13 protein-coding genes and 3 tRNA genes are annotated in these 17,193 nt (G+C 58.3%); 10 read left to right on the top strand and 6 right to left on the bottom strand.

The annotated features are described in order from the left end of the window. The first annotated feature begins 79 nt into the window (after window positions 1–79). Both QC816_RS09805 and QC816_RS09800 read left to right on the top strand, forming a co-directional pair. On the top strand, window positions 80–943 hold the full coding sequence (locus tag QC816_RS09805; RefSeq protein ID WP_085919829.1) for a LysR substrate-binding domain-containing protein: 864 nt from the start codon (window positions 80–82) through the stop codon (window positions 941–943). 15 nt (window positions 944–958) lie between these two features. Next, window positions 959–1,258: an MGMT family protein gene (locus QC816_RS09800; RefSeq protein ID WP_085919828.1), complete on the top strand. Its 300-nt coding sequence runs from the start codon at window positions 959–961 to the stop codon at window positions 1,256–1,258. Between the two features lie 4 nt (window positions 1,259–1,262). On the opposite strand, the gene QC816_RS09795 is transcribed toward QC816_RS09800, so the two are convergent. Continuing rightward, window positions 1,263–2,831, bottom strand: coding sequence for a bifunctional GNAT family N-acetyltransferase/carbon-nitrogen hydrolase family protein (locus QC816_RS09795; protein ID WP_085919827.1), 1,569 nt, complete (start codon window positions 2,829–2,831; stop codon window positions 1,263–1,265). Window positions 2,832–2,873: 42 nt separating this feature from the next. After that, a complete protein-coding gene (locus QC816_RS09790; RefSeq protein ID WP_309781869.1) occupies window positions 2,874–3,809 on the bottom strand; it encodes a DMT family transporter in 936 nt (311 codons plus the stop codon). A gap of 238 nt (window positions 3,810–4,047) precedes the next feature. On the opposite strand from QC816_RS09790, the gene QC816_RS09785 reads away from it, so the two are divergent. The 5 genes from QC816_RS09785 to QC816_RS09765 all read left to right on the top strand — a co-directional run bounded on the left by QC816_RS09785 (window position 4,048) and on the right by QC816_RS09765 (window position 12,313). Continuing rightward, complete coding sequence (locus tag QC816_RS09785; RefSeq protein ID WP_309781868.1) at window positions 4,048–6,069, top strand: FAD-dependent oxidoreductase; 2,022 nt, start codon at window positions 4,048–4,050, stop codon at window positions 6,067–6,069. A 139-nt stretch (window positions 6,070–6,208) separates the two neighbouring features. Further along, window positions 6,209–7,252: a threonine aldolase family protein gene (locus QC816_RS09780; protein WP_085919823.1), complete on the top strand. Its 1,044-nt coding sequence runs from the start codon at window positions 6,209–6,211 to the stop codon at window positions 7,250–7,252. A 236-nt stretch (window positions 7,253–7,488) separates the two neighbouring features. Further along, window positions 7,489–9,411, top strand: a complete 1,923-nt coding sequence (locus QC816_RS09775; RefSeq protein WP_085919822.1) for a PrkA family serine protein kinase — start codon at window positions 7,489–7,491, stop codon at window positions 9,409–9,411. 25 nt (window positions 9,412–9,436) lie between these two features. Beyond that, the gene (locus tag QC816_RS09770; RefSeq protein ID WP_309781865.1) at window positions 9,437–10,726 is read left to right on the top strand and encodes a YeaH/YhbH family protein; all 1,290 of its coding nucleotides are present in this window, start codon (window positions 9,437–9,439) and stop codon (window positions 10,724–10,726) included. Window positions 10,727–10,747: 21 nt separating this feature from the next. Further along, the gene (locus QC816_RS09765; RefSeq protein ID WP_309781863.1) at window positions 10,748–12,313 is read left to right on the top strand and encodes a SpoVR family protein; all 1,566 of its coding nucleotides are present in this window, start codon (window positions 10,748–10,750) and stop codon (window positions 12,311–12,313) included. Between the two features lie 57 nt (window positions 12,314–12,370). Here the strand turns inward: QC816_RS09765 and QC816_RS09760 are convergent, their stop codons facing one another. Next, window positions 12,371–12,685 (bottom strand): high-potential iron-sulfur protein, encoded by a 315-nt coding sequence (locus QC816_RS09760; RefSeq protein WP_264827253.1) that lies wholly within the window; start codon window positions 12,683–12,685, stop codon window positions 12,371–12,373. Between the two features lie 264 nt (window positions 12,686–12,949). Between QC816_RS09760 and QC816_RS09755 the strand changes: the two genes are divergently transcribed. Together QC816_RS09755 and QC816_RS09750 are read left to right on the top strand one after the other, a co-directional pair. Next, window positions 12,950–13,225: an Lrp/AsnC family transcriptional regulator gene (locus QC816_RS09755; RefSeq protein ID WP_027338179.1), complete on the top strand. Its 276-nt coding sequence runs from the start codon at window positions 12,950–12,952 to the stop codon at window positions 13,223–13,225. Between the two features lie 67 nt (window positions 13,226–13,292). After that, window positions 13,293–14,138, top strand: coding sequence for a DNA/RNA non-specific endonuclease (locus QC816_RS09750; protein WP_085919857.1), 846 nt, complete (start codon window positions 13,293–13,295; stop codon window positions 14,136–14,138). A gap of 40 nt (window positions 14,139–14,178) precedes the next feature. On the opposite strand, the gene QC816_RS09745 is transcribed toward QC816_RS09750, so the two are convergent. The 3 genes from QC816_RS09745 to QC816_RS09735 all read right to left on the bottom strand — a co-directional run bounded on the left by QC816_RS09745 (window position 14,179) and on the right by QC816_RS09735 (window position 14,529). Further along, window positions 14,179–14,265, bottom strand: a tRNA-Leu gene (locus tag QC816_RS09745). 33 nt (window positions 14,266–14,298) lie between these two features. After that, window positions 14,299–14,385 (bottom strand) — tRNA-Leu (locus tag QC816_RS09740). Window positions 14,386–14,442: 57 nt separating this feature from the next. Then, window positions 14,443–14,529 (bottom strand) — tRNA-Leu (locus QC816_RS09735). Between the two features lie 245 nt (window positions 14,530–14,774). Here QC816_RS09735 and rnr point away from each other — a divergent pair. Next, on the top strand, window positions 14,775–17,192 hold the full coding sequence (rnr, locus tag QC816_RS09730) for a ribonuclease R (RefSeq protein ID WP_264827256.1): 2,418 nt from the start codon (window positions 14,775–14,777) through the stop codon (window positions 17,190–17,192). Window position 17,193 lies beyond the last annotated feature (1 nt).

Here is a 17,193-nt window from a genome sequence, read left to right as displayed (position 1 = left end):
AGGATGCGCAGTCGCATTGGCAGTGACAAACGATTAATCTGACCCCTGAGACCCCGTTCAGCTTATAGGTTGCTTTCCCATGAGTGCATTGCCGCCGTTACTATGGCTACAGGCTTTTGAATCCGCCGCCCGAACGCTCAGCTTTACCGCTGCCGGTAACGAGCTGGGGGTGACCCAGGCGGCGATCAGTCAACGCATTCGACTGCTGGAGGATCGTCTGGGGCAGAAGCTGTTCGTCAGGCATGCCCGAAGCCTGACCCTTACGCCCGCCGGGCAGGCCTGGCTGCCGAGTATTCACGATGCCTTCGCGCGGATCAGCGAGGGCACCTCGGAAGTGTTTGGCATGACCCTCGAGCAGCCGGTCACTCTGCGCGCCACACCGGTCATTCAGCAGGTGTGGCTGGCGCCGAGGCTGATTCAGCTGCATCACCGGCATCCCAAGCTATCGCTGCGTCTGGTTAGCGCCATCTGGCCCGATGATTTTGGCCCGGAGGGCGCCGATATCGAAATTCGCTATGGGCGGGGGGACTGGAGCGGCGTCGAGATGTACCCGCTCGGCGACGAGCAGCTATTGCCCGTCTGTACCCCCGCTATCGCTGCAACGCTCGGCGCGCCGAGCGACCTGGCCGGGCACACCCTGCTCCACGCAGTGGGTTTTGGGGTTGGCTGGCCTGGCTGGTTGCAGACGGCGGGGGTGTCACATGTGGAGGCACAGTGCCACGCGCTGACCTGCGATAATCAGGTCATGACGCTGGCGCTGGCAAGCCAGGGAGGCGGTGTTGCGCTGACGCATCGTCGCCTGCTTGAGCAGCGCGATGATCTCGTGGCACCGTTTTCGGTCAGCGTGCCAAGTGAGGAGCGTTTCTGGCTCGTAAGGCCCAGCCGTCGTATCGTGAGCGAAGACGCTGAAACGGTATGGCAGTGGTTGATAAAAGCGATTTAGCAGGAGAGTCAAACGATGCCCCGGCCCGAACTACTCGAACAGATCTATACCATTGTCGATCAGATACCGGCGGGGCGGGTCACGACCTACGGGCGGATTGCGGCAATGACCGAAGGGGCGACCCCACGCATGGTGGGGTCTGCCATGCGCCACTTGCCGGACGGTCACCAGTTGCCCTGGCACCGGGTCATTGCCGCATCGTTGAAACTGGCCGACCACGGCGGCGCGGCCCGCCAGCATCAAAAACTACGCGATGAAGGCGTCGCGTTTGATGCCAAGGGGCGCGTCCCTGCGCACCTTGTCTGGCCTGATTGAACGCCTAATCGTCGAGATTGGCACCTGACTTCCAGGACCAGTCGCGCCAGCGAAGGTCGAAGAGATCCTTGCGGCGGTCTTTCAGGTTGGTCACCGAGCCTTCGGCGCGCACCACGGTCAGGCGAGTCAGGTCCAGGTCCGAGAAGAAGATCATCTCGGTATTGGGCGTGGTTTCCGCCAGCACCGCGTCGTGGGGGAAGGCAAAGTCGGACGGCGAGAACACCGCCGACTGTGCGTACTGGATGTCCAGGTTCTCGATCGACGGCAGGTTGCCGACGCTGCCGCACAGCACCACGTAGCACTCGTTTTCGATGGCGCGCGCTTGGGCGCAATGGCGCACCCGCAGGTAGCCGTTCTTGGTGTCGGTCCAGAAAGGCACAAACAGAATGTCCATATCTTGGTCAGCCAGCAGGCGGCCCAGTTCAGGGAACTCCACGTCGTAGCAGATCAGAATGCCTACACGGCCTGCGTCGGTATCGAACACCTGCAGATCGTCACCGCCTTCGATGACCCAGTCGCGTCGCTCCTGGGGCGTGATATGCAGTTTCGACTGCTTCTCGATGCTGCCATCGCGGTGGAGCAGGTAGGTGATGTTATATAGCCGGTCATCCTCGCCGGCCTCGATCATCGAGCCGCCGATAATATTGATGTTGTAGGACACCGCCATCCGCGACAGCTCGGCGACAAAACGCTCGGTAAAGCCCGCCAGAAAGCGAATCGCGCCCATCTGGTCCTGCTGGGCTTCACGGTCCTGCAGCCCCATCAGCGGCGCGTTGAACAGCTCGGGGAAGACAGCAAAGTCACTTTGGTAATCCGACAGCGCGTCCACAAAGTACTCGATCTGCTGTAGTGCGGCTTCCACGGAAGAGAACTCGCGCATCTGCCATTGCACTGCCCCCACACGCACTTGTGTCGGGCGGGTATCCAGCACGCTTTCCGCGGGCTCGAAGAGAATGTTGTTCCACTCAAGCAGCGTGGCGTAGCCCCGGGACTGCTCGTCTTCCGGCAGGTATTTGCGCAGCAGGCGCTTGACCTGGAAGTCGTTAGCCAACTGGAACGACAGAATCGGATCGTAAATCTCTTTACGCGATACTTTGTCGATGTACTGGGCCGGGGACAACTCATCGGAATGCTGGTGGTATTCGGGAATTCGCCCACCCGCCAGAATGGCACGCAGGTTATGCGAACGGCACAGTTCCTTGCGCGCCTCGTAAAGGCGGCGGCCCAGGCGGTAGCCGCGATAGTCGGGATGAATCAGCACATCCAGGCCGTACATGGCATCGCCATCCTGATCATTGCGGATGATTTCACGATGGCCGATCAGGTCGTCGTACTTGTGCGGGTTGGAAAACTCGTCGTAATCCACCTGAACGGTCAGCGCCACGCCAACCAGGATTCCGTCGTCTTCGATAGCGATCTGGCCATCAGGAAACTCCTGGATCAGTTTATCGATCGTAAGCTTCGGCCAGGCACCCCCGATATCGTGATACACCGCATCCATCAATGACTTCAGCTGTTCATAGTCATCGCTCGTCAGGTTGCGGAGATTAAGGTGCAGTTCTTCTAGGGACATATTGAAGGATTCCCAGCAGTCAAAATGAGTTGCCCTATTGTATCATTGCTCGGCGCTGCTCGTTTTATCCTGTGATAGCTTATTCCTTGATGTTCTGGAAGCGGCCAAGGGCTGGGTCAACGTTTGCGCCATGATGACGCCCGCCAGTATCAGCAGGCCACCGATAAAGTGGAAGCCCGCCACCTGCTCGCCCAGAAACGCCATGGCGATGAGGGCGCTGAAAAGTGGCATCAGGTTGATGAAAATACTCGCCTGGCTGGCGCCTATTTGGCGGACGGCACGCATCCATAAAAAGGTGGTGATGATCGATGCGGGAATACCCGCGTAGAGGATGAGTCCAATGTTTTGGCTATCCACCGGCGTCATTGGCCCCATCAAGTAAGGTGGCAGCAGTAACAGCACGGCAAAGCACACCTGGGCGTAAAGCATGACCCAGGGTGGCAACTTCATCGACCAGCGCTTGAGCATGACGCCGTAAAGCGCATAGCAGGTGGCGGCTACCACCATCAATGCGTCACCATAGACGACCTCCAGCTGTAGCAGCGAAAGCGGGTTGCCGCGACCCAGCAGGACGGTCACGCCGATAAACGCCAGGATCCCGCCTGCCACACCTCCACGTGTCGGCGGCTCGCGTAGAATCAATGCGCTCAACAGAACGGTCAGCAGTGGCACCATTGCCGCCAGTATGCCCATGTTGGTGGCGCTGGTGGTTTCCGCGGCGACATAGGCCAAGCCTTGCCAAAGGCCCATGCCCAGAAGCCCCAACAAAGCCAGTTTTGGCCAGTGGCGGCGGATTTCCTCACGGTGGCGTATGGCAGCGGGCAGCACAAAAGGCGTCATCACCACCAGTGCCAGCAGCCAGCGCAAAAACGCGATGCTGCTCGGTGCAATGGCGCCCACGGTGAGCTGGTTGATGGTCATGTTGCCCGACCAGATCAGCACAGTGGTCAGCGGCGCTAAAAAATACATCAATGGCATAGCACATTCCCTTAAAACAGTCCCTTATCGTTAGCCGGGTAATGTGACGCCCTTTTGCTGAGTGGGCAAGGCCCTTTCACCTGAGCCTATCACCAGAACCTGTCATCAGAGCCTACCATCAGGCCTTGCCAGCAAGACTTGTTATCAGGGCTTGTTATCAGGACCGGGGCTGTACGTGACGGGCAGGATGTCATACGCTTGTTTGAATAATCATCAAATAACCCTCTGGAGAACCGTGATGACTCGTGCGCCTGCCTATCCGCATCTTTTCCGTCCGATCAGACTGGGGCTTTTAACGCTGCCAAATCGGGTATTGATGGGCTCCATGCACACCAACCTGGAAGAAGCGCCCAATGGCTTTGAGCGCTTGGCCGCGTTTTACGCCGAGCGTGCGCGTGCCGGGGTTGGCCTGATCGTGACCGGGGGCATTGCCCCCAATGCCGAGGGCGCGGTATTTCAGGGGGCGAATGCGCTGACCGAAACATCGCAGTTGGCGGAGCACCGTCATGTCGTCGACGCCGTTCATGCGGAGGGAGGGCATCTCTGCATGCAGATTCTGCATGCCGGCCGCTATGCGTACTCCCCTGAACTGGTCGCGCCATCGGCGATCCAGGCCCCGATCAATCCCTTTACACCGCGCGCGCTGACCAGCGATGAGGTCGAGCAGCAAATTGCCGACTACGTGCGCTGTGCCAATCTCGCCCAGCAGGCGGGCTACGATGGCGTTGAGGTGATGGGCTCCGAGGGCTATCTGATCAACCAGTTTATCTGCCAGCGCACCAATCAGCGCGACGACGAATGGGGCGGTGACTTTGAGCGGCGGATCCGCTTTCCCATCGAAATCGTCAAACGCATCCGCGCCGCCGTGGGTGAGCGGTGCCTGGTGATTTTCCGCCTGTCGATGATTGACCTGGTGGAGGAGGGCAGCTCCTGGGAAGAAGTCGTTGCCCTGGGAAAAGCCATTGAAGCTGCCGGTGCCGACGTGATCAATACCGGCATTGGCTGGCACGAGGCCCGGGTGCCGACCATTGTCACCAGCGTTCCCCGGGCGGCGTTCAGCGAAGTGACCAGGCGAATGAAGGGGGCGCTTTCGATTCCGCTGATCACCACCAATCGCATCAACATGCCGGAGGTGGCAGAGCGGGTGCTCGCCGAAGGGCATGCGGACATGGTTTCGATGGCGCGGCCGTTTCTTGCCGACCCGGAATGGGTACGCAAGGCCGAAGCGGGGCTGGCCGACGAGATCAACACCTGTATCGCCTGCAATCAGGCCTGCCTGGATCACACCTTTGCGGGCAAGCTGACCTCCTGCCTGGTGAATCCTCGCGCCTGCCATGAAACCGAACTGACGCTTGAGCCTGCCCGTACGGCGAAGCGGGTCGCGGTGGTCGGCGGCGGCCCGGCGGGCCTGGCGACAGCCGTGGAGGCGGCTCGCCGCGGCCATGCCGTCGTGCTGTTTGAACGTCGTGGCGAGCTCGGCGGGCAGTTCAATTACGCCCGCAAGATCCCCGGCAAAGAGGAGTTCAACGAAACGCTGCGCTACTACCGCGTGATGCTGGAAAAGCATGCCGTGGAGGTTCGCTTGAACACCGACGCCACGGTCGACGCGTTAGCGGACTTCGATGACGTGGTGATTGCCACCGGCGTCATGCCCCGTGAACTGACGCTGCCCGGTGCCGACCATCCCAAGGTGCTGAGCTATGCTGAAGCGATTGAACGCCCTGAGCGCGTTGGCTCAACCGTCGCGGTGATTGGGGCGGGCGGTATCGGCTTTGATGTGTCCGAGCTGTTGGCGCATCAGGCGCATCCGACGCTCGATCTGGCTGCATGGTGTGACGAATGGGGGGTGGATCTGGCGATGGACGCAAGGGGGGGCTTGAAAGCACCCGCGCCGCCCGCGTCGCGAAGGGAGATCGTCATGCTCCAGCGTAAAACTTCCAAGCCGGGCAAATACCTGGGCAAGACCACCGGTTGGGTGCATCGCGCGTCGCTTAAACAGCGCGGCGTCAAAACCCTCACCGGCTGTGAGTACCTCAAGATCGATGACGACGGTCTACACATCCGCCAAGAAGGGCAGAACCAGGTGCTCGACGTGGCTTCCATCGTGGTCTGTGCTGGCCAGGAATCGGTGCGCGATTTGATCGTGCCGCTGGAGCAGTCGGGGCGCCGCGTGCACGTGATCGGCGGCGCCGATGAAGCTGCTGAGCTTGATGCCAAACGCGCTATTGATCAGGGCACCCGCCTGGCGGCTTCCTTATAACGTTGAAATGGCGATAGACTGTTTACCCCACCCGTTAGCCAACCTGGCGGGTGACGACGATGCAGGTGGCACCCAGCCTGCGTCGTTTGACTGTCAGATAAAGGTCTATCCACAAGGACTCGCCACAAGGACTATCGCCATGACCTCGGAGTGTACCCCACGATTTTTGGCCAGTGATAATACCTCCGGTATTTGCCCGGAAGCCATGGAGTATCTGCTGGAAGCCAATCAAGCCGATGATCTAGCCTACGGCAACGACCGCTGGACAGCCCGTGCCGCCGATCGTTTTCGCGACATGTTCGACTTCGACTGTGACGTCTTTTTTGTCTTCAACGGTACCGCTGCCAATTCACTGGCCCTCTCCGCGATGGGGCGTAGCTACCACAGTGTGATCTGCCACGAGCTGGCCCACATTGAAACCGACGAATGCGGTGGCCCCGAGTTCTTTTCCAACGGTGCCAAGCTGCTGACGTCGCCGGGTGCCAACGGCAAGTTGACCCCGGAAGGCATTGAAGCGCTGGTCACCAAGCGCAGCGATATTCACTACCCAAAACCCAAGGTCATTTCGCTGACCCAGGCCACTGAAGTCGGCACGGTCTATTCCCGGGAGGAGCTTCTGGCCATTCGCGCCATGGCGGATAAGTACGACCTGCGCCTGCATATGGACGGCGCCCGCTTTGCCAACGCTTGCGCCAGTCTGGACGCCACCCCGGCCGAGCTGACCTGGCAGGTGGGTGTCGATGCGCTGTGTTTCTCGGGTACCAAAAACGGCTTAGCGTTCGGTGAGGCGATTTTGTTCTTCAATCGGGAGCTGGCCGAAGATTTCTCCTACCGCTGCAAACAGGCAGGCCAACTGGCGTCCAAAATGCGTTTTGTTTCCGCGCCCTGGCTGGGGTTGCTGGAAAGCGGTGCCTGGTTGACCAATGCCCAGCACGCCAATGCCATGGCGCGCTACCTGTCTGACGGCCTGCAGGCGTTGCCCGGCGTGTCGCTGATGTTTCCGACGCAGGCCAACAGCGTCTTCGTTGAATTGCCGCCCCGTGCCATCGAAGCGTTGAAAGCCAGAGACTGGACCTTCTATACCTTCATTGGCGCCGGCGGGGCACGGTTTGTCTGCGCCTGGAACACCACCGTTGAATTACTCGACCAGTTGCTGAACGATATCCAGGAAGTGCTTGAATAGATCCATACCCGTTAACGGATTCCCTGGCGCCGCCTTTCTGGCGGCGCTGTGCGTTGGGCCTGTCAACGCAACTAATCTTCCCCTCTTATGCTCATAATATTAACGCCGCAGCGTTGAAGTTTGAGTCATCACATTTTGCTAATGCTGACTATGCTGATAAGCGACACCTCGTTCGGCATATCGCACCGATGTTGATTGGCTGGCGACTGCCTGGGGATGGGCTACAGGAGAGTTCCATGAGCATCTTTGATCACGTTCAAGACCGTTTTGCCCGCGTTCAGCAAGAAGACATGAGCCTTGAGGAGTACCTGGCGCTTTGTCGCCGCGACTCCAAGGCCTACGCCAGCGCGGCCGAGCGCCTGCTGGAAGCCATTGGTGAGCCTGAGGTCATCGACACCGCCAAGGACTCGCGTCTCTCGCGCATTTTTTCCAATAAAGTCATTCGGCGCTATCCCGCGTTCGCCGAGTTCCACGGTATGGAAGAAGCCATCGAACAGATCGTGGCTTACTTTCGACATGCGGCCCAGGGGCTTGAAGAGCGTAAACAGATTCTCTACCTGCTGGGGCCGGTGGGCGGGGGTAAATCGTCGCTGGCGGAGCGCCTCAAACTGTTGATGGAACGGATTCCTTTTTATGCCATTAAAGGCTCGCCGGTGTACGAATCACCGCTTGGCCTGTTTTCGCCGGAAGAAGACGGCGAGCTGCTCGAAAAAGAGTACGGCATTCCTCAACGCTACCTTAAAAGCGTGATGTCGCCCTGGGCGGCCAAGCGTTTGAAAGAATATGGTGGCGATATTTCCCAGTTCCGGGTCGTGCGATTATACCCGTCACGGCTTAACCAGATCGCCATCTCCAAAACCGAACCCGGTGATGAGAACAACCAGGATATTTCGTCCCTGGTCGGCAAGGTCGACATTCGCCAGCTGGAGCTTTATTCCCAGGATGATCCGGATGCCTACAGCTTTTCCGGTGGCCTGTGCCGTGCCAACCAGGGGTTGATGGAATTCGTCGAGATGTTCAAGGCACCCATCAAGGTGCTGCACCCGCTGCTGACCGCCACCCAGGAAGGCAACTACAACCCCACCGAGGGCATGGGCGCGATCCCCTTCGACGGTGTGATCCTGGCCCACTCCAACGAATCCGAGTGGCAGGCATTCCGCAATAACCGCAACAACGAGGCGTTTCTTGACCGGGTGTATATCGTCAAGGTGCCTTACTGTCTGCGGGTAACCGAAGAAATCAAGATTTACCAGAAACTGCTCGAAGACTCGTCGCTTAACGCCGCGCCCTGCGCGCCTGATACGCTACGCATGCTGGCGCAATTCTCGGTGCTTTCGCGGTTGAAAGTGCCCGAAAACTCAAGCATCTACTCGAAGATGCGCGTCTACGATGGCGAAAATCTCAAGGATACCGACCCGCGAGCCAAGTCGATTCAGGAATATCGCGACGCCGCCGGGGTGGATGAAGGTATGCAGGGGCTATCAACCCGCTTTGCCTTCAAGATTCTCTCCAAGGTGTTCAACTTTGATGGCACGGAAACGGCGGCCAACCCCGTGCATTTGCTTTACGTGCTGGAACAGGCACTCGAGCGCGAACAGCTGCCGTCGGAAGTCTTCGAACGCTACATCGGCTTTATCAAGGAGTTTCTGGCCCCGCGCTACGTCGAGTTTATCGGCAAGGAAATCCAGACCGCTTACCTGGAGTCCTACAGCGAGTACGGGCAGAATATTTTTGACCGCTATGTCACCTATGCAGACTTCTGGATTCAGGATCAGGAATACCGCGACCCTGATACCGGTGAGCTGTTCGACCGTCAGGCGCTCAACGAAGACCTGGAAAAAATCGAGAAACCGGCGGGTATCTCCAATCCCAAGGACTTCCGCCATGAAGTGGTCAATTTCGTGCTGCGTGCCCGCGCGCAAAATAACGGCATGAACCCCAGCTGGCAGTCTTATGAAAAGCTCAAAGGCGTGATCGAACACAAGATGTTCGCCAACACCGAAGAACTGCTGCCGGTGATCTCCTTCAATGCCAAGGCGTCGAAGTCGGATCAGAAAAAGCACGAAGACTTTGTCGCGCGAATGGTGGATCGTGGCTACACCGAAAAACAGGTGCGGCTACTCTCCGAGTGGTACCTGCGCGTACGCAAGTCCCAGTAGCGGATGCGCTTAAAAAGGAGGTCATATGACCTACTTCATCGATCGCAGGCCCAATGCCAAGCACAAGAGTGCGGTCAATCGGCAACGCTTTCTGGAGCGCTATCGCAAGCATATCAAGCGTTCCGTGGAAGAAGCCGTCAACCGCCGCTCGATCACCGACATGGAGCGGGGCGAGAAGGTATCGATCCCCACCAAGGATATCTCCGAGCCGGTGTTTCAGCACGGACCGGGCGGGGCGCGTGAAATCGTCTCGCCTGGCAACAAGGAGTTTCTGGCGGGCGATAAAATCCATCGTCCGCCCGGACAGGGCGGCGGCAGCGGCTCCGGTGAAGGCAACGCTTCCAATCAGGGGGAAGGCACCGATGAATTTGCCTTCACCCTGAGTCGTGAAGAGTTTCTGGAATTTGTCTTTGATGGGCTGGAACTGCCTCACCTTCAACGAAAGCCGCTCAAGTCGCTGCAGGAAATCAAGATGGTGCGCGCAGGCCTGGCGAGGGACGGGGTGCCTTCGCGCATCAGTATTACCCGCTCGATGCGTGAAGCCTATGCCCGGCGTATCGCCATGCGCGCGCCTATTAAGCGCGCCCTGCGAGAAGCTCAGCAGGCACTCGAGGCCGAGGAGCGTAAAGACCCGGTGCTGCGTAACCCCGCTCGCATCGCTGAACTGAAAGCCGAGATCGAGCGCCTGGAAAAACGCATCGAAGCGGTGCCGTTCATCGACACCTACGACCTGCGCTATCACCAGCTGGCCGCTCAGCCACAGCCCTCAAGCCAGGCGGTGATGTTCTGTGTCATGGATGTTTCCGGTTCGATGACCCAGAACCACAAGGACATCGCCAAGCGGTTTTTCCTGCTGCTGTATCTGTTTCTGGAAAAACACTATGAGAAAGTCGAGCTTGTGTTTGTCCGCCACCACACCGCCGCCCGGGAAGTCAGCGAAGAGGAGTTCTTCTACTCGAGGGAAACCGGCGGCACCATCGTGTCCAGTGCGCTTACTCTGGTCAAGAAGATCATCGACAAGCGGTACCCGGCAGAGCAGTGGAATCTGTATGTCGCACAGGCCTCCGACGGCGACAACTGGGATGATGATTCAAACGTGTGCCGCGACTTACTGGTCAAGCAGCTGATGCCGCAGCTCCAGTACTATGCCTATGTGGAAATCACCCCCCACGACCATCAGTCGCTCTGGCAGGAATATGAGGCCGTAGCCGCTCGTTTCCCCGAACAATTTGCCATGCGCCAGATAGTCGAGGCTGGGGATATTTACCCCGTCTTCCGTGAACTGTTCAAGCGTCGCTTGAGTCAGCAGCACTGACTGACCGTTGAGGAGTGAGCCATGAATGCCACCCGCAAGCCGATTGCGACCGGTTCTGACTGGAACTTCAACGTGCTCGAGCGTTTTGACGCCGAGCTTGCCCGGCTCGCCGACGAATACCGGCTGGATACCTATCCCAACCAGATTGAAGTGATCACCACCGAGCAGATGATGGATGCCTATGCCAGCGTCGGCATGCCGGTAGGCTATCACCACTGGTCGTTCGGCAAGCAGTTTCTGGCCGTCGAACAGGCCTACAAGCGCGGCCAGATGGGGCTTGCCTATGAGCTGGTCATCAACTCCAACCCCTGCATCGCCTACCTGATGGAAGAAAATACCCTGATGATGCAGGTGCTGGTCATGGCGCATGCCTGCTACGGGCATAACTCCTTCTTCAAGGGCAACTACCTGTTTCGCACCTGGACCGATGCGGAGTCCATCGTCGATTATCTGGTGTTTGCCCGTCAGTACATCGCCCGGTGCGAGGAGCGCCATGGTGTTCAGGCAGTTGAGCAGTTGTTGGATGCCTGCCATGCGCTGCAAAACTATGGAGTGGACCGTTACAAGCGCCCGTCGCCGATTTCGGCGGAAGAAGAAGCCAAGCGTCAGGACGAACGCGAGGCCTACCTGCAAACCCAGGTGAACCTGCTGTGGCGCACGATCCCCGACAGTCCGGAAGGCGTCGAGCCGCTGCCCGGCAGTTTATCACCTGAAGAAGACGACCCGCTTGGGCTGCATAGCGGCGGCCGTTATCCCTCCGAACCCCAGGAGAACCTGCTCTACTTTGTCGAGAAGAACGCGCCACTGCTGGCCCCATGGCAGCGCGAAATCGTGCGTATTGTGCGTAAACTGGCGCAGTATTTTTATCCCCAGCGGCAAACCCAGGTAATGAACGAAGGCTGGGCGTGCTTCTGGCACTATACCTTGATGAATCGCCTTTACGACGATGGCAATGTCGATGAAGGGGTGATGCTCGAGTTTTTACAGTCCCATGCGGCGGTGATCAACCAGCCCGGGTTTGATAGCCCTTACTACAGCGGCATCAACCCCTATGCCCTGGGCTTCGCCATTTTTATGGATATCAAGCGCATCTGCGAAGCGCCCACTGACGAGGATCGTCGGTGGTTTCCGGATATGGCGGGCTCGCCCTGGCGCGAAACGGTTGAATTTGCGATGCGTAACTTCAAGGATGAATCATTTATCCATCAGTTTTTGTCGCCCAAGGTGATGCGCGATCACAAGTTGTTTCTGGTGGTCGACGACGATCAGGAGGAAATGCTGGAGGTGGCGGCCATTCACAACGAACAGGGCTACCGGCGAGTGCGTGATGCGCTGGCGACGCAATATGCACTATCGGTGCGCGAGCCCAATATTCAGGTCGTGGAAGCGGCCATTCGGGGTGACCGTTCACTCACACTGCACCACGTGCAAGACAGCCGTCGCCCGTTGGCACGCAGCGTATATCCGGTGATTCGGCATTTGCAGAAGCTATGGGGGTTCCCCGTCCACTTGATCTCCATGGAAGAGGGGCGCGTCACGCGTCGTTACCGCTGGCCGGTGGAAGAAAGCGCTCAAAGCGAAGAGTGACGTCAAGCCAACATGACTGGATGGCAGAGGCGCATGGCGTCTCTGCCATTTTGGTTGTTAGCCCTGTGCAACCCAGGACTGGCACCAGCCCCCTGGCTCAACGCTGTTTTCCGGGAAAAGTTGGCAGCCCTGATTATCGGCGGAGTAGAACATGCAGTTGTCGCACCGCTGGCCCTCTTCGTAGGCCGGGTGATCGCTGGCATCCGCTGCATCCTCCACGTAGCTCAATGCCTGGGCATTGCTTGCCGAAGGGTCCAGGCGTGGCAATGTTTGTGCAAAGGCGGTTTTGGACAGGATACCCGCGCCCAGCGGCAGGGCAGCAAGGCTGAGTATGCTGGATCGCATGAAGGCACGTCGGCTTTGGTTAGCCATGGTTGCTCCTAGTCGTCATTGACTGACGTATTGTCACGGTGTCTGTTATTGACGGTGCTTTTTTTATAAAGCGCTGAATATAATCAGCGCCTATCTGGATGCTAGCGGAACTCGTCGTGGAGTGCGAATCACCTGAACAAGGCAGCGACAATCGGTCACGCTGAGAGAACGACTATTTCTAGCACCACTACGCCCACTGCCAGGGCCCTGTTATACTCGTCCCCTATCAGACCATATCCAACACCCACAGTTCATGAGGGCGCGATGCAAAACGCAGTCATCCTAATCAATACCGAGAAAGGTCAGGTCAAGGCCGTCGCTGAGCGCCTGGCGGACGTCGACGGTATCAGCGAAGTGTATTCGACCTGCGGTCGCTACGATCTGGTGGCTATCGCACGGACTCGCGACTTCGAGAGCCTGGCTGACCTGGTCACCGAACGACTCAATGCCGTAGAAGGCATCAGCGACACGGAAACGCTCAACGCCATGCAGGTACACTCGCGTCACGATCTGGAAACCATGTTTTCACTGGGTTGGTAACGCGCCCTGTTTGATCAGGGGCTGAATCTAGCGGGTCAGGGGAGTTGTGGGATTGGGTAAGTTACGCTTGGGTTGGCGTCGGCAGGCCAGACGAATAGGGATTCTCGTGCTGTTTGTGGTGCTGGGCGGCGTGCTCTGGCAATACCAGGAGCGCCAGCATCAAGATATGTACACTTGGCAGGGCGTACCAACCTGGGAGGCGCTGAGTCTGACTTCATTCCACCGGGTGCTGCGCAACGACGGTTACCTGGTCGGCTGGTCGGACGTTCGCGTCAACCCGCTCTGGGTCAGTTATCAGGTCGCCGCCGTGGACGATACGCGTATAGGATCGCGCCCGGACTTCCGTCCCGACTGGCGGACATTATGGCCGGTGGGGACTGACAGCTATTCCGGCAGCGGCTACGACCGCGGCCACCTGGCTCCCAACTATGCCATCGCCGCCGTTCACGGCCGTAGCGCACAGCTCGACACCTTCTACATGAGCAACATGACCCCCCAACGGCCTAATCTGAACCGCCGATTATGGCAGCGTTTGGAAGAAGCGGTCATGGATCATTTCGCGCCGCGTTTTGATCGCTTGCAAATCATTACCGGCCCCGTCTTTCCTGACAAGTTAATGGATAATGTCTTCAATCGTGTGGGTCTGGTCGAAGTGCCCGAGGCGTTCTACAAGATCATTGTGGCGCCCCACGATGAAGCACCGCTGGCGCTTGCCTTCATCATGCCCCAGGACGTGCGCGGCAACGAGCCGCTGGACGACTACCTGGTCAGCATCGATGACATCGAAGCGCGTACCGGCCTGGATTTTTTCCATGAGCTGAATGATAACGTCGAGAGTGTTCTGGAAAGCGAAATCCGTACCGACGGCTGGGCACTGGAAGAAGTGGCGAAAAAGCCGGGGCGTTATCAATAAGGGGTAATTTTGGCGTTCAAATGATGCGAGGACTATTAAATGGTGCCCAGGAGAGGACTTGAACCTCCACGACCATACGGTCACTAGCACCTGAAGCTAGCGCGTCTACCAATTCCGCCACCTGGGCGCATCATATTGTCACTTGCGGGCTGTGTTCGATTGGTGCCCAGGAGAGGACTTGAACCTCCACGACCATACGGTCACTAGCACCTGAAGCTAGCGCGTCTACCAATTCCGCCACCTGGGCGAACACAACGTTTCAACACCAATCAGCCTTGTGGAAAGGGGATAACACAAGTTTGATTGGTGCCCAGAAGAGGACTTGAACCTCCACGACCATACGGTCACTAGCACCTGAAGCTAGCGCGTCTACCAATTCCGCCATCTGGGCAAGTGGCGCGTATGATACCCGTGTATTGGCTAAATGCAAGCATTAGACAGAGGTTTTTGACGTCTAAATACGAGAATCGTTGCCAAGGTGGTTGGGTGATGGGCGTCACAGCGCTATAATGCGCCTATGACCAAACAAAATATGAAATTTTTCAGCCGAGTGAACGCTGAAAGCCCCCATCCGCGGCATGCAATGCACGCGCTTTTTTTACGCCTCCCGCCAACGCAAGCAAGGATGTTGATCGCATGAAGTACTGGACATTGAATGATGATCCGCACGCCGAGCGCGAGGCGCATAAGTACGATAATCCCGCGCCGAGCCGTGAGTATCTACTGGCGGCGCTGGAACAGCACGGTAAACCGGTTACCCACGAAGACATGAGCCAACTGCTGGGGCTGGAAGACGAAGACCACCATGAGGCAGTGCGCCGTCGGCTGGCTGCCATGGAACGCGACGGCCAGGTGCTGCGCGACCGTCGAGGGGCCTATGCGCTGATCAACAAGCTCGACCTTATCAAGGGCAAGGTGCTTGGCCATCGTGACGGCTTCGGTTTTCTATTGCGCGACGACGGCAAGAAGCCGGACCTGGTATTGCCGCCGCGCCAGATGCGTCGTGTGTTCCACGGTGACCATGTGCTGGTGAGAATCAGTGGCCGTGACCGCCGTGGTCGCGACGAAGCCACCATTGCCGATGTCATCTCCCGCAATACGCAGACCATTGTGGGTGTTTACCGCAGCAATACCCCGGAATTCGGCATATTGATTCCCGAAAATCCGCGCATTACCCAGGAAGTGATTATCCCCCACAGCGCCTGCAGCGGTGCTAAAGACGGGCAGGTCATTTCAGCCAAGATCGTCAAGCAGCCTGAAACCCGGGTACAGCCAGTGGGCGAGGTGATTGAAGTACTCGGCGAGCGCATGGACCCGGGGATGGAAATCGATATCGCCATTCGCAGCTATGAGATTCCTGCCGAATTCCCGCCGGAAGTGCTGGATCAGACAAGCGGGATATCGGCAGAGGTGCTTGAAGACGATAAGCAGAACCGGGTCGACCTGCGTGACACGCCACTGGTCACCATCGATGATGAATCTGCCAAGGATTTCGACGATGCGGTCTGTGCCTGGAAGACCAAGTCGGGCAGTTGGAAGCTGCTGGTGGCTATCGCAGACGTTTCGCACTATGTTCGCCCCGGCTCGCCGCTTGACGACGAAGCTCGCAAACGGGGCAACTCGGTTTACTTCCCGGGTCAGGTGGTTCCCATGCTGCCTGAGCTGCTTTCCAATGGTCTGTGCTCGCTAAATCCGCACGTTGATCGTCTGGTGATGGTTTGCGAGATGAATATCTCGAAAACCGGCGCCATCAGCCGCTACCGTTTTTACGAAGCGGTGATGAACTCGCATGCACGCCTTACCTATAACAAGGTGGCCGCGATACTGGACAAGGAAAGCGAAGAAGGCAAGGCGCTACGCGATGAGCACTCGAAGCTCGTCAAGCCACTGGAAAACCTGCATGAGCTCTACCAGCTGCTGCGCGAAGCCCGGGAAGAACGCGGCGCGATCGACTTTGATACCACCGAAACGGCGATCATCTTCAACGACGAGCGCAAGATCGAGAAGATCGTCCCGCGCAGCCGTAACGATGCGCACAAGATCATCGAAGAGTGCATGCTGGCGGCCAACGTCGCCACTGCACGCTTCCTGGATAAGCACGACCTGCCCGCGCTGTACCGTATTCACGAACGGCCGACGCCGGAAAGGCTCGATAAACTACGCCTCTTCCTGAACGAGCTGGGGCTCTCCCTGGGCGGTGGCGATATGCCAACGCCACAGGACTACCAGGCGTTGCGTGAGACGATTACCGGCCGTTCCGACTTCGATATCATCCAGACGGTCATGCTGCGCTCGATGAATCAGGCGGTGTATTCGCCGCAGAACGAAGGGCACTTCGGCTTGGCCTATCAGGCCTATGCGCACTTTACTTCGCCGATTCGCCGCTATCCCGACCTGCTGGTCCATCGGGCGATTCGGTCGGTAATTCGCGGGCCGCGCCAGACCAATACTGTGCTACGGGTCGAAGGTGCCCCGGTCGAGCCGCCGAGCAAGTGGTGCCCATACACCTTCGAGCAGATGCTCGAGCTGGGTGAACACTGCTCCATGACCGAGCGCCGCGCCGACGACGCCACCCGCGACGTGGAAAGCTGGCTCAAGTGCGAGTTCATGTCCGACAAGCTGGGCGAAACCTTCGACGGTACCATTGCCTCGGTCACCCAGTTCGGCCTGTTCGTCCGCCTCGATGCGTTCTATGTGGAAGGGTTGGTGCACGTCACCTCGCTGCCATCGGACTACTATCACTACGAAGCGGAAAAACACCGTCTGAAAGGCGAGCGCACCGGCACGACCTATCGCCTGGGCGATGGTTTGAGCGTTCAGGTGGCCCGCGTGGACATGGATGACCGCAAGATCGATTTTGCTCTGGCCGACGAGAAGCCGCGCCCGCGCCGCCAGCCGCGTAAAAAGCCGTCCACCGAAGGGGGCAAAGCGACTGGCAAGGGCGACAATGAAAAGTCGGGCAAGGATAAGCCTGGCAAGGATAAACCCGATACGCGTCGTGGACCTCGACGCACGCGCAAAGGCCCTCGCAAGCCATCACCGAACAAGGGTTGAG

Source organism: Vreelandella janggokensis, assembly GCF_031451615.1.
GTDB lineage: Bacteria > Pseudomonadota > Gammaproteobacteria > Pseudomonadales > Halomonadaceae > Vreelandella > Vreelandella janggokensis.
The sequence above is the reverse complement of the archived record's forward strand: the minus strand, read 5'-3'. Positions and strand labels throughout refer to the sequence as shown.

What these genes read in the sequence shown, in the direction of transcription:
- QC816_RS09805 (WP_085919829.1), top strand. Translation starts at nt 80, where the DNA reads ATGAGTGCATTGCCGCCGTTACTATGGCTACAGGCTTTTGAATCCGCC.
- QC816_RS09800 (WP_085919828.1), top strand. Translation starts at nt 959, where the DNA reads ATGCCCCGGCCCGAACTACTCGAACAGATCTATACCATTGTCGATCAG.
- QC816_RS09795 (WP_085919827.1), bottom strand. Translation starts at nt 2,831, where the DNA reads ATGTCCCTAGAAGAACTGCACCTTAATCTCCGCAACCTGACGAGCGAT.
- QC816_RS09790 (WP_309781869.1), bottom strand. Translation starts at nt 3,809, where the DNA reads ATGCCATTGATGTATTTTTTAGCGCCGCTGACCACTGTGCTGATCTGG.
- QC816_RS09785 (WP_309781868.1), top strand. Translation starts at nt 4,048, where the DNA reads ATGACTCGTGCGCCTGCCTATCCGCATCTTTTCCGTCCGATCAGACTG.
- QC816_RS09780 (WP_085919823.1), top strand. Translation starts at nt 6,209, where the DNA reads ATGACCTCGGAGTGTACCCCACGATTTTTGGCCAGTGATAATACCTCC.
- QC816_RS09775 (WP_085919822.1), top strand. Translation starts at nt 7,489, where the DNA reads ATGAGCATCTTTGATCACGTTCAAGACCGTTTTGCCCGCGTTCAGCAA.
- QC816_RS09770 (WP_309781865.1), top strand. Translation starts at nt 9,437, where the DNA reads ATGACCTACTTCATCGATCGCAGGCCCAATGCCAAGCACAAGAGTGCG.
- QC816_RS09765 (WP_309781863.1), top strand. Translation starts at nt 10,748, where the DNA reads ATGAATGCCACCCGCAAGCCGATTGCGACCGGTTCTGACTGGAACTTC.
- QC816_RS09760 (WP_264827253.1), bottom strand. Translation starts at nt 12,685, where the DNA reads ATGGCTAACCAAAGCCGACGTGCCTTCATGCGATCCAGCATACTCAGC.
- QC816_RS09755 (WP_027338179.1), top strand. Translation starts at nt 12,950, where the DNA reads ATGCAAAACGCAGTCATCCTAATCAATACCGAGAAAGGTCAGGTCAAG.
- rnr (WP_264827256.1), top strand. Translation starts at nt 14,775, where the DNA reads ATGAAGTACTGGACATTGAATGATGATCCGCACGCCGAGCGCGAGGCG.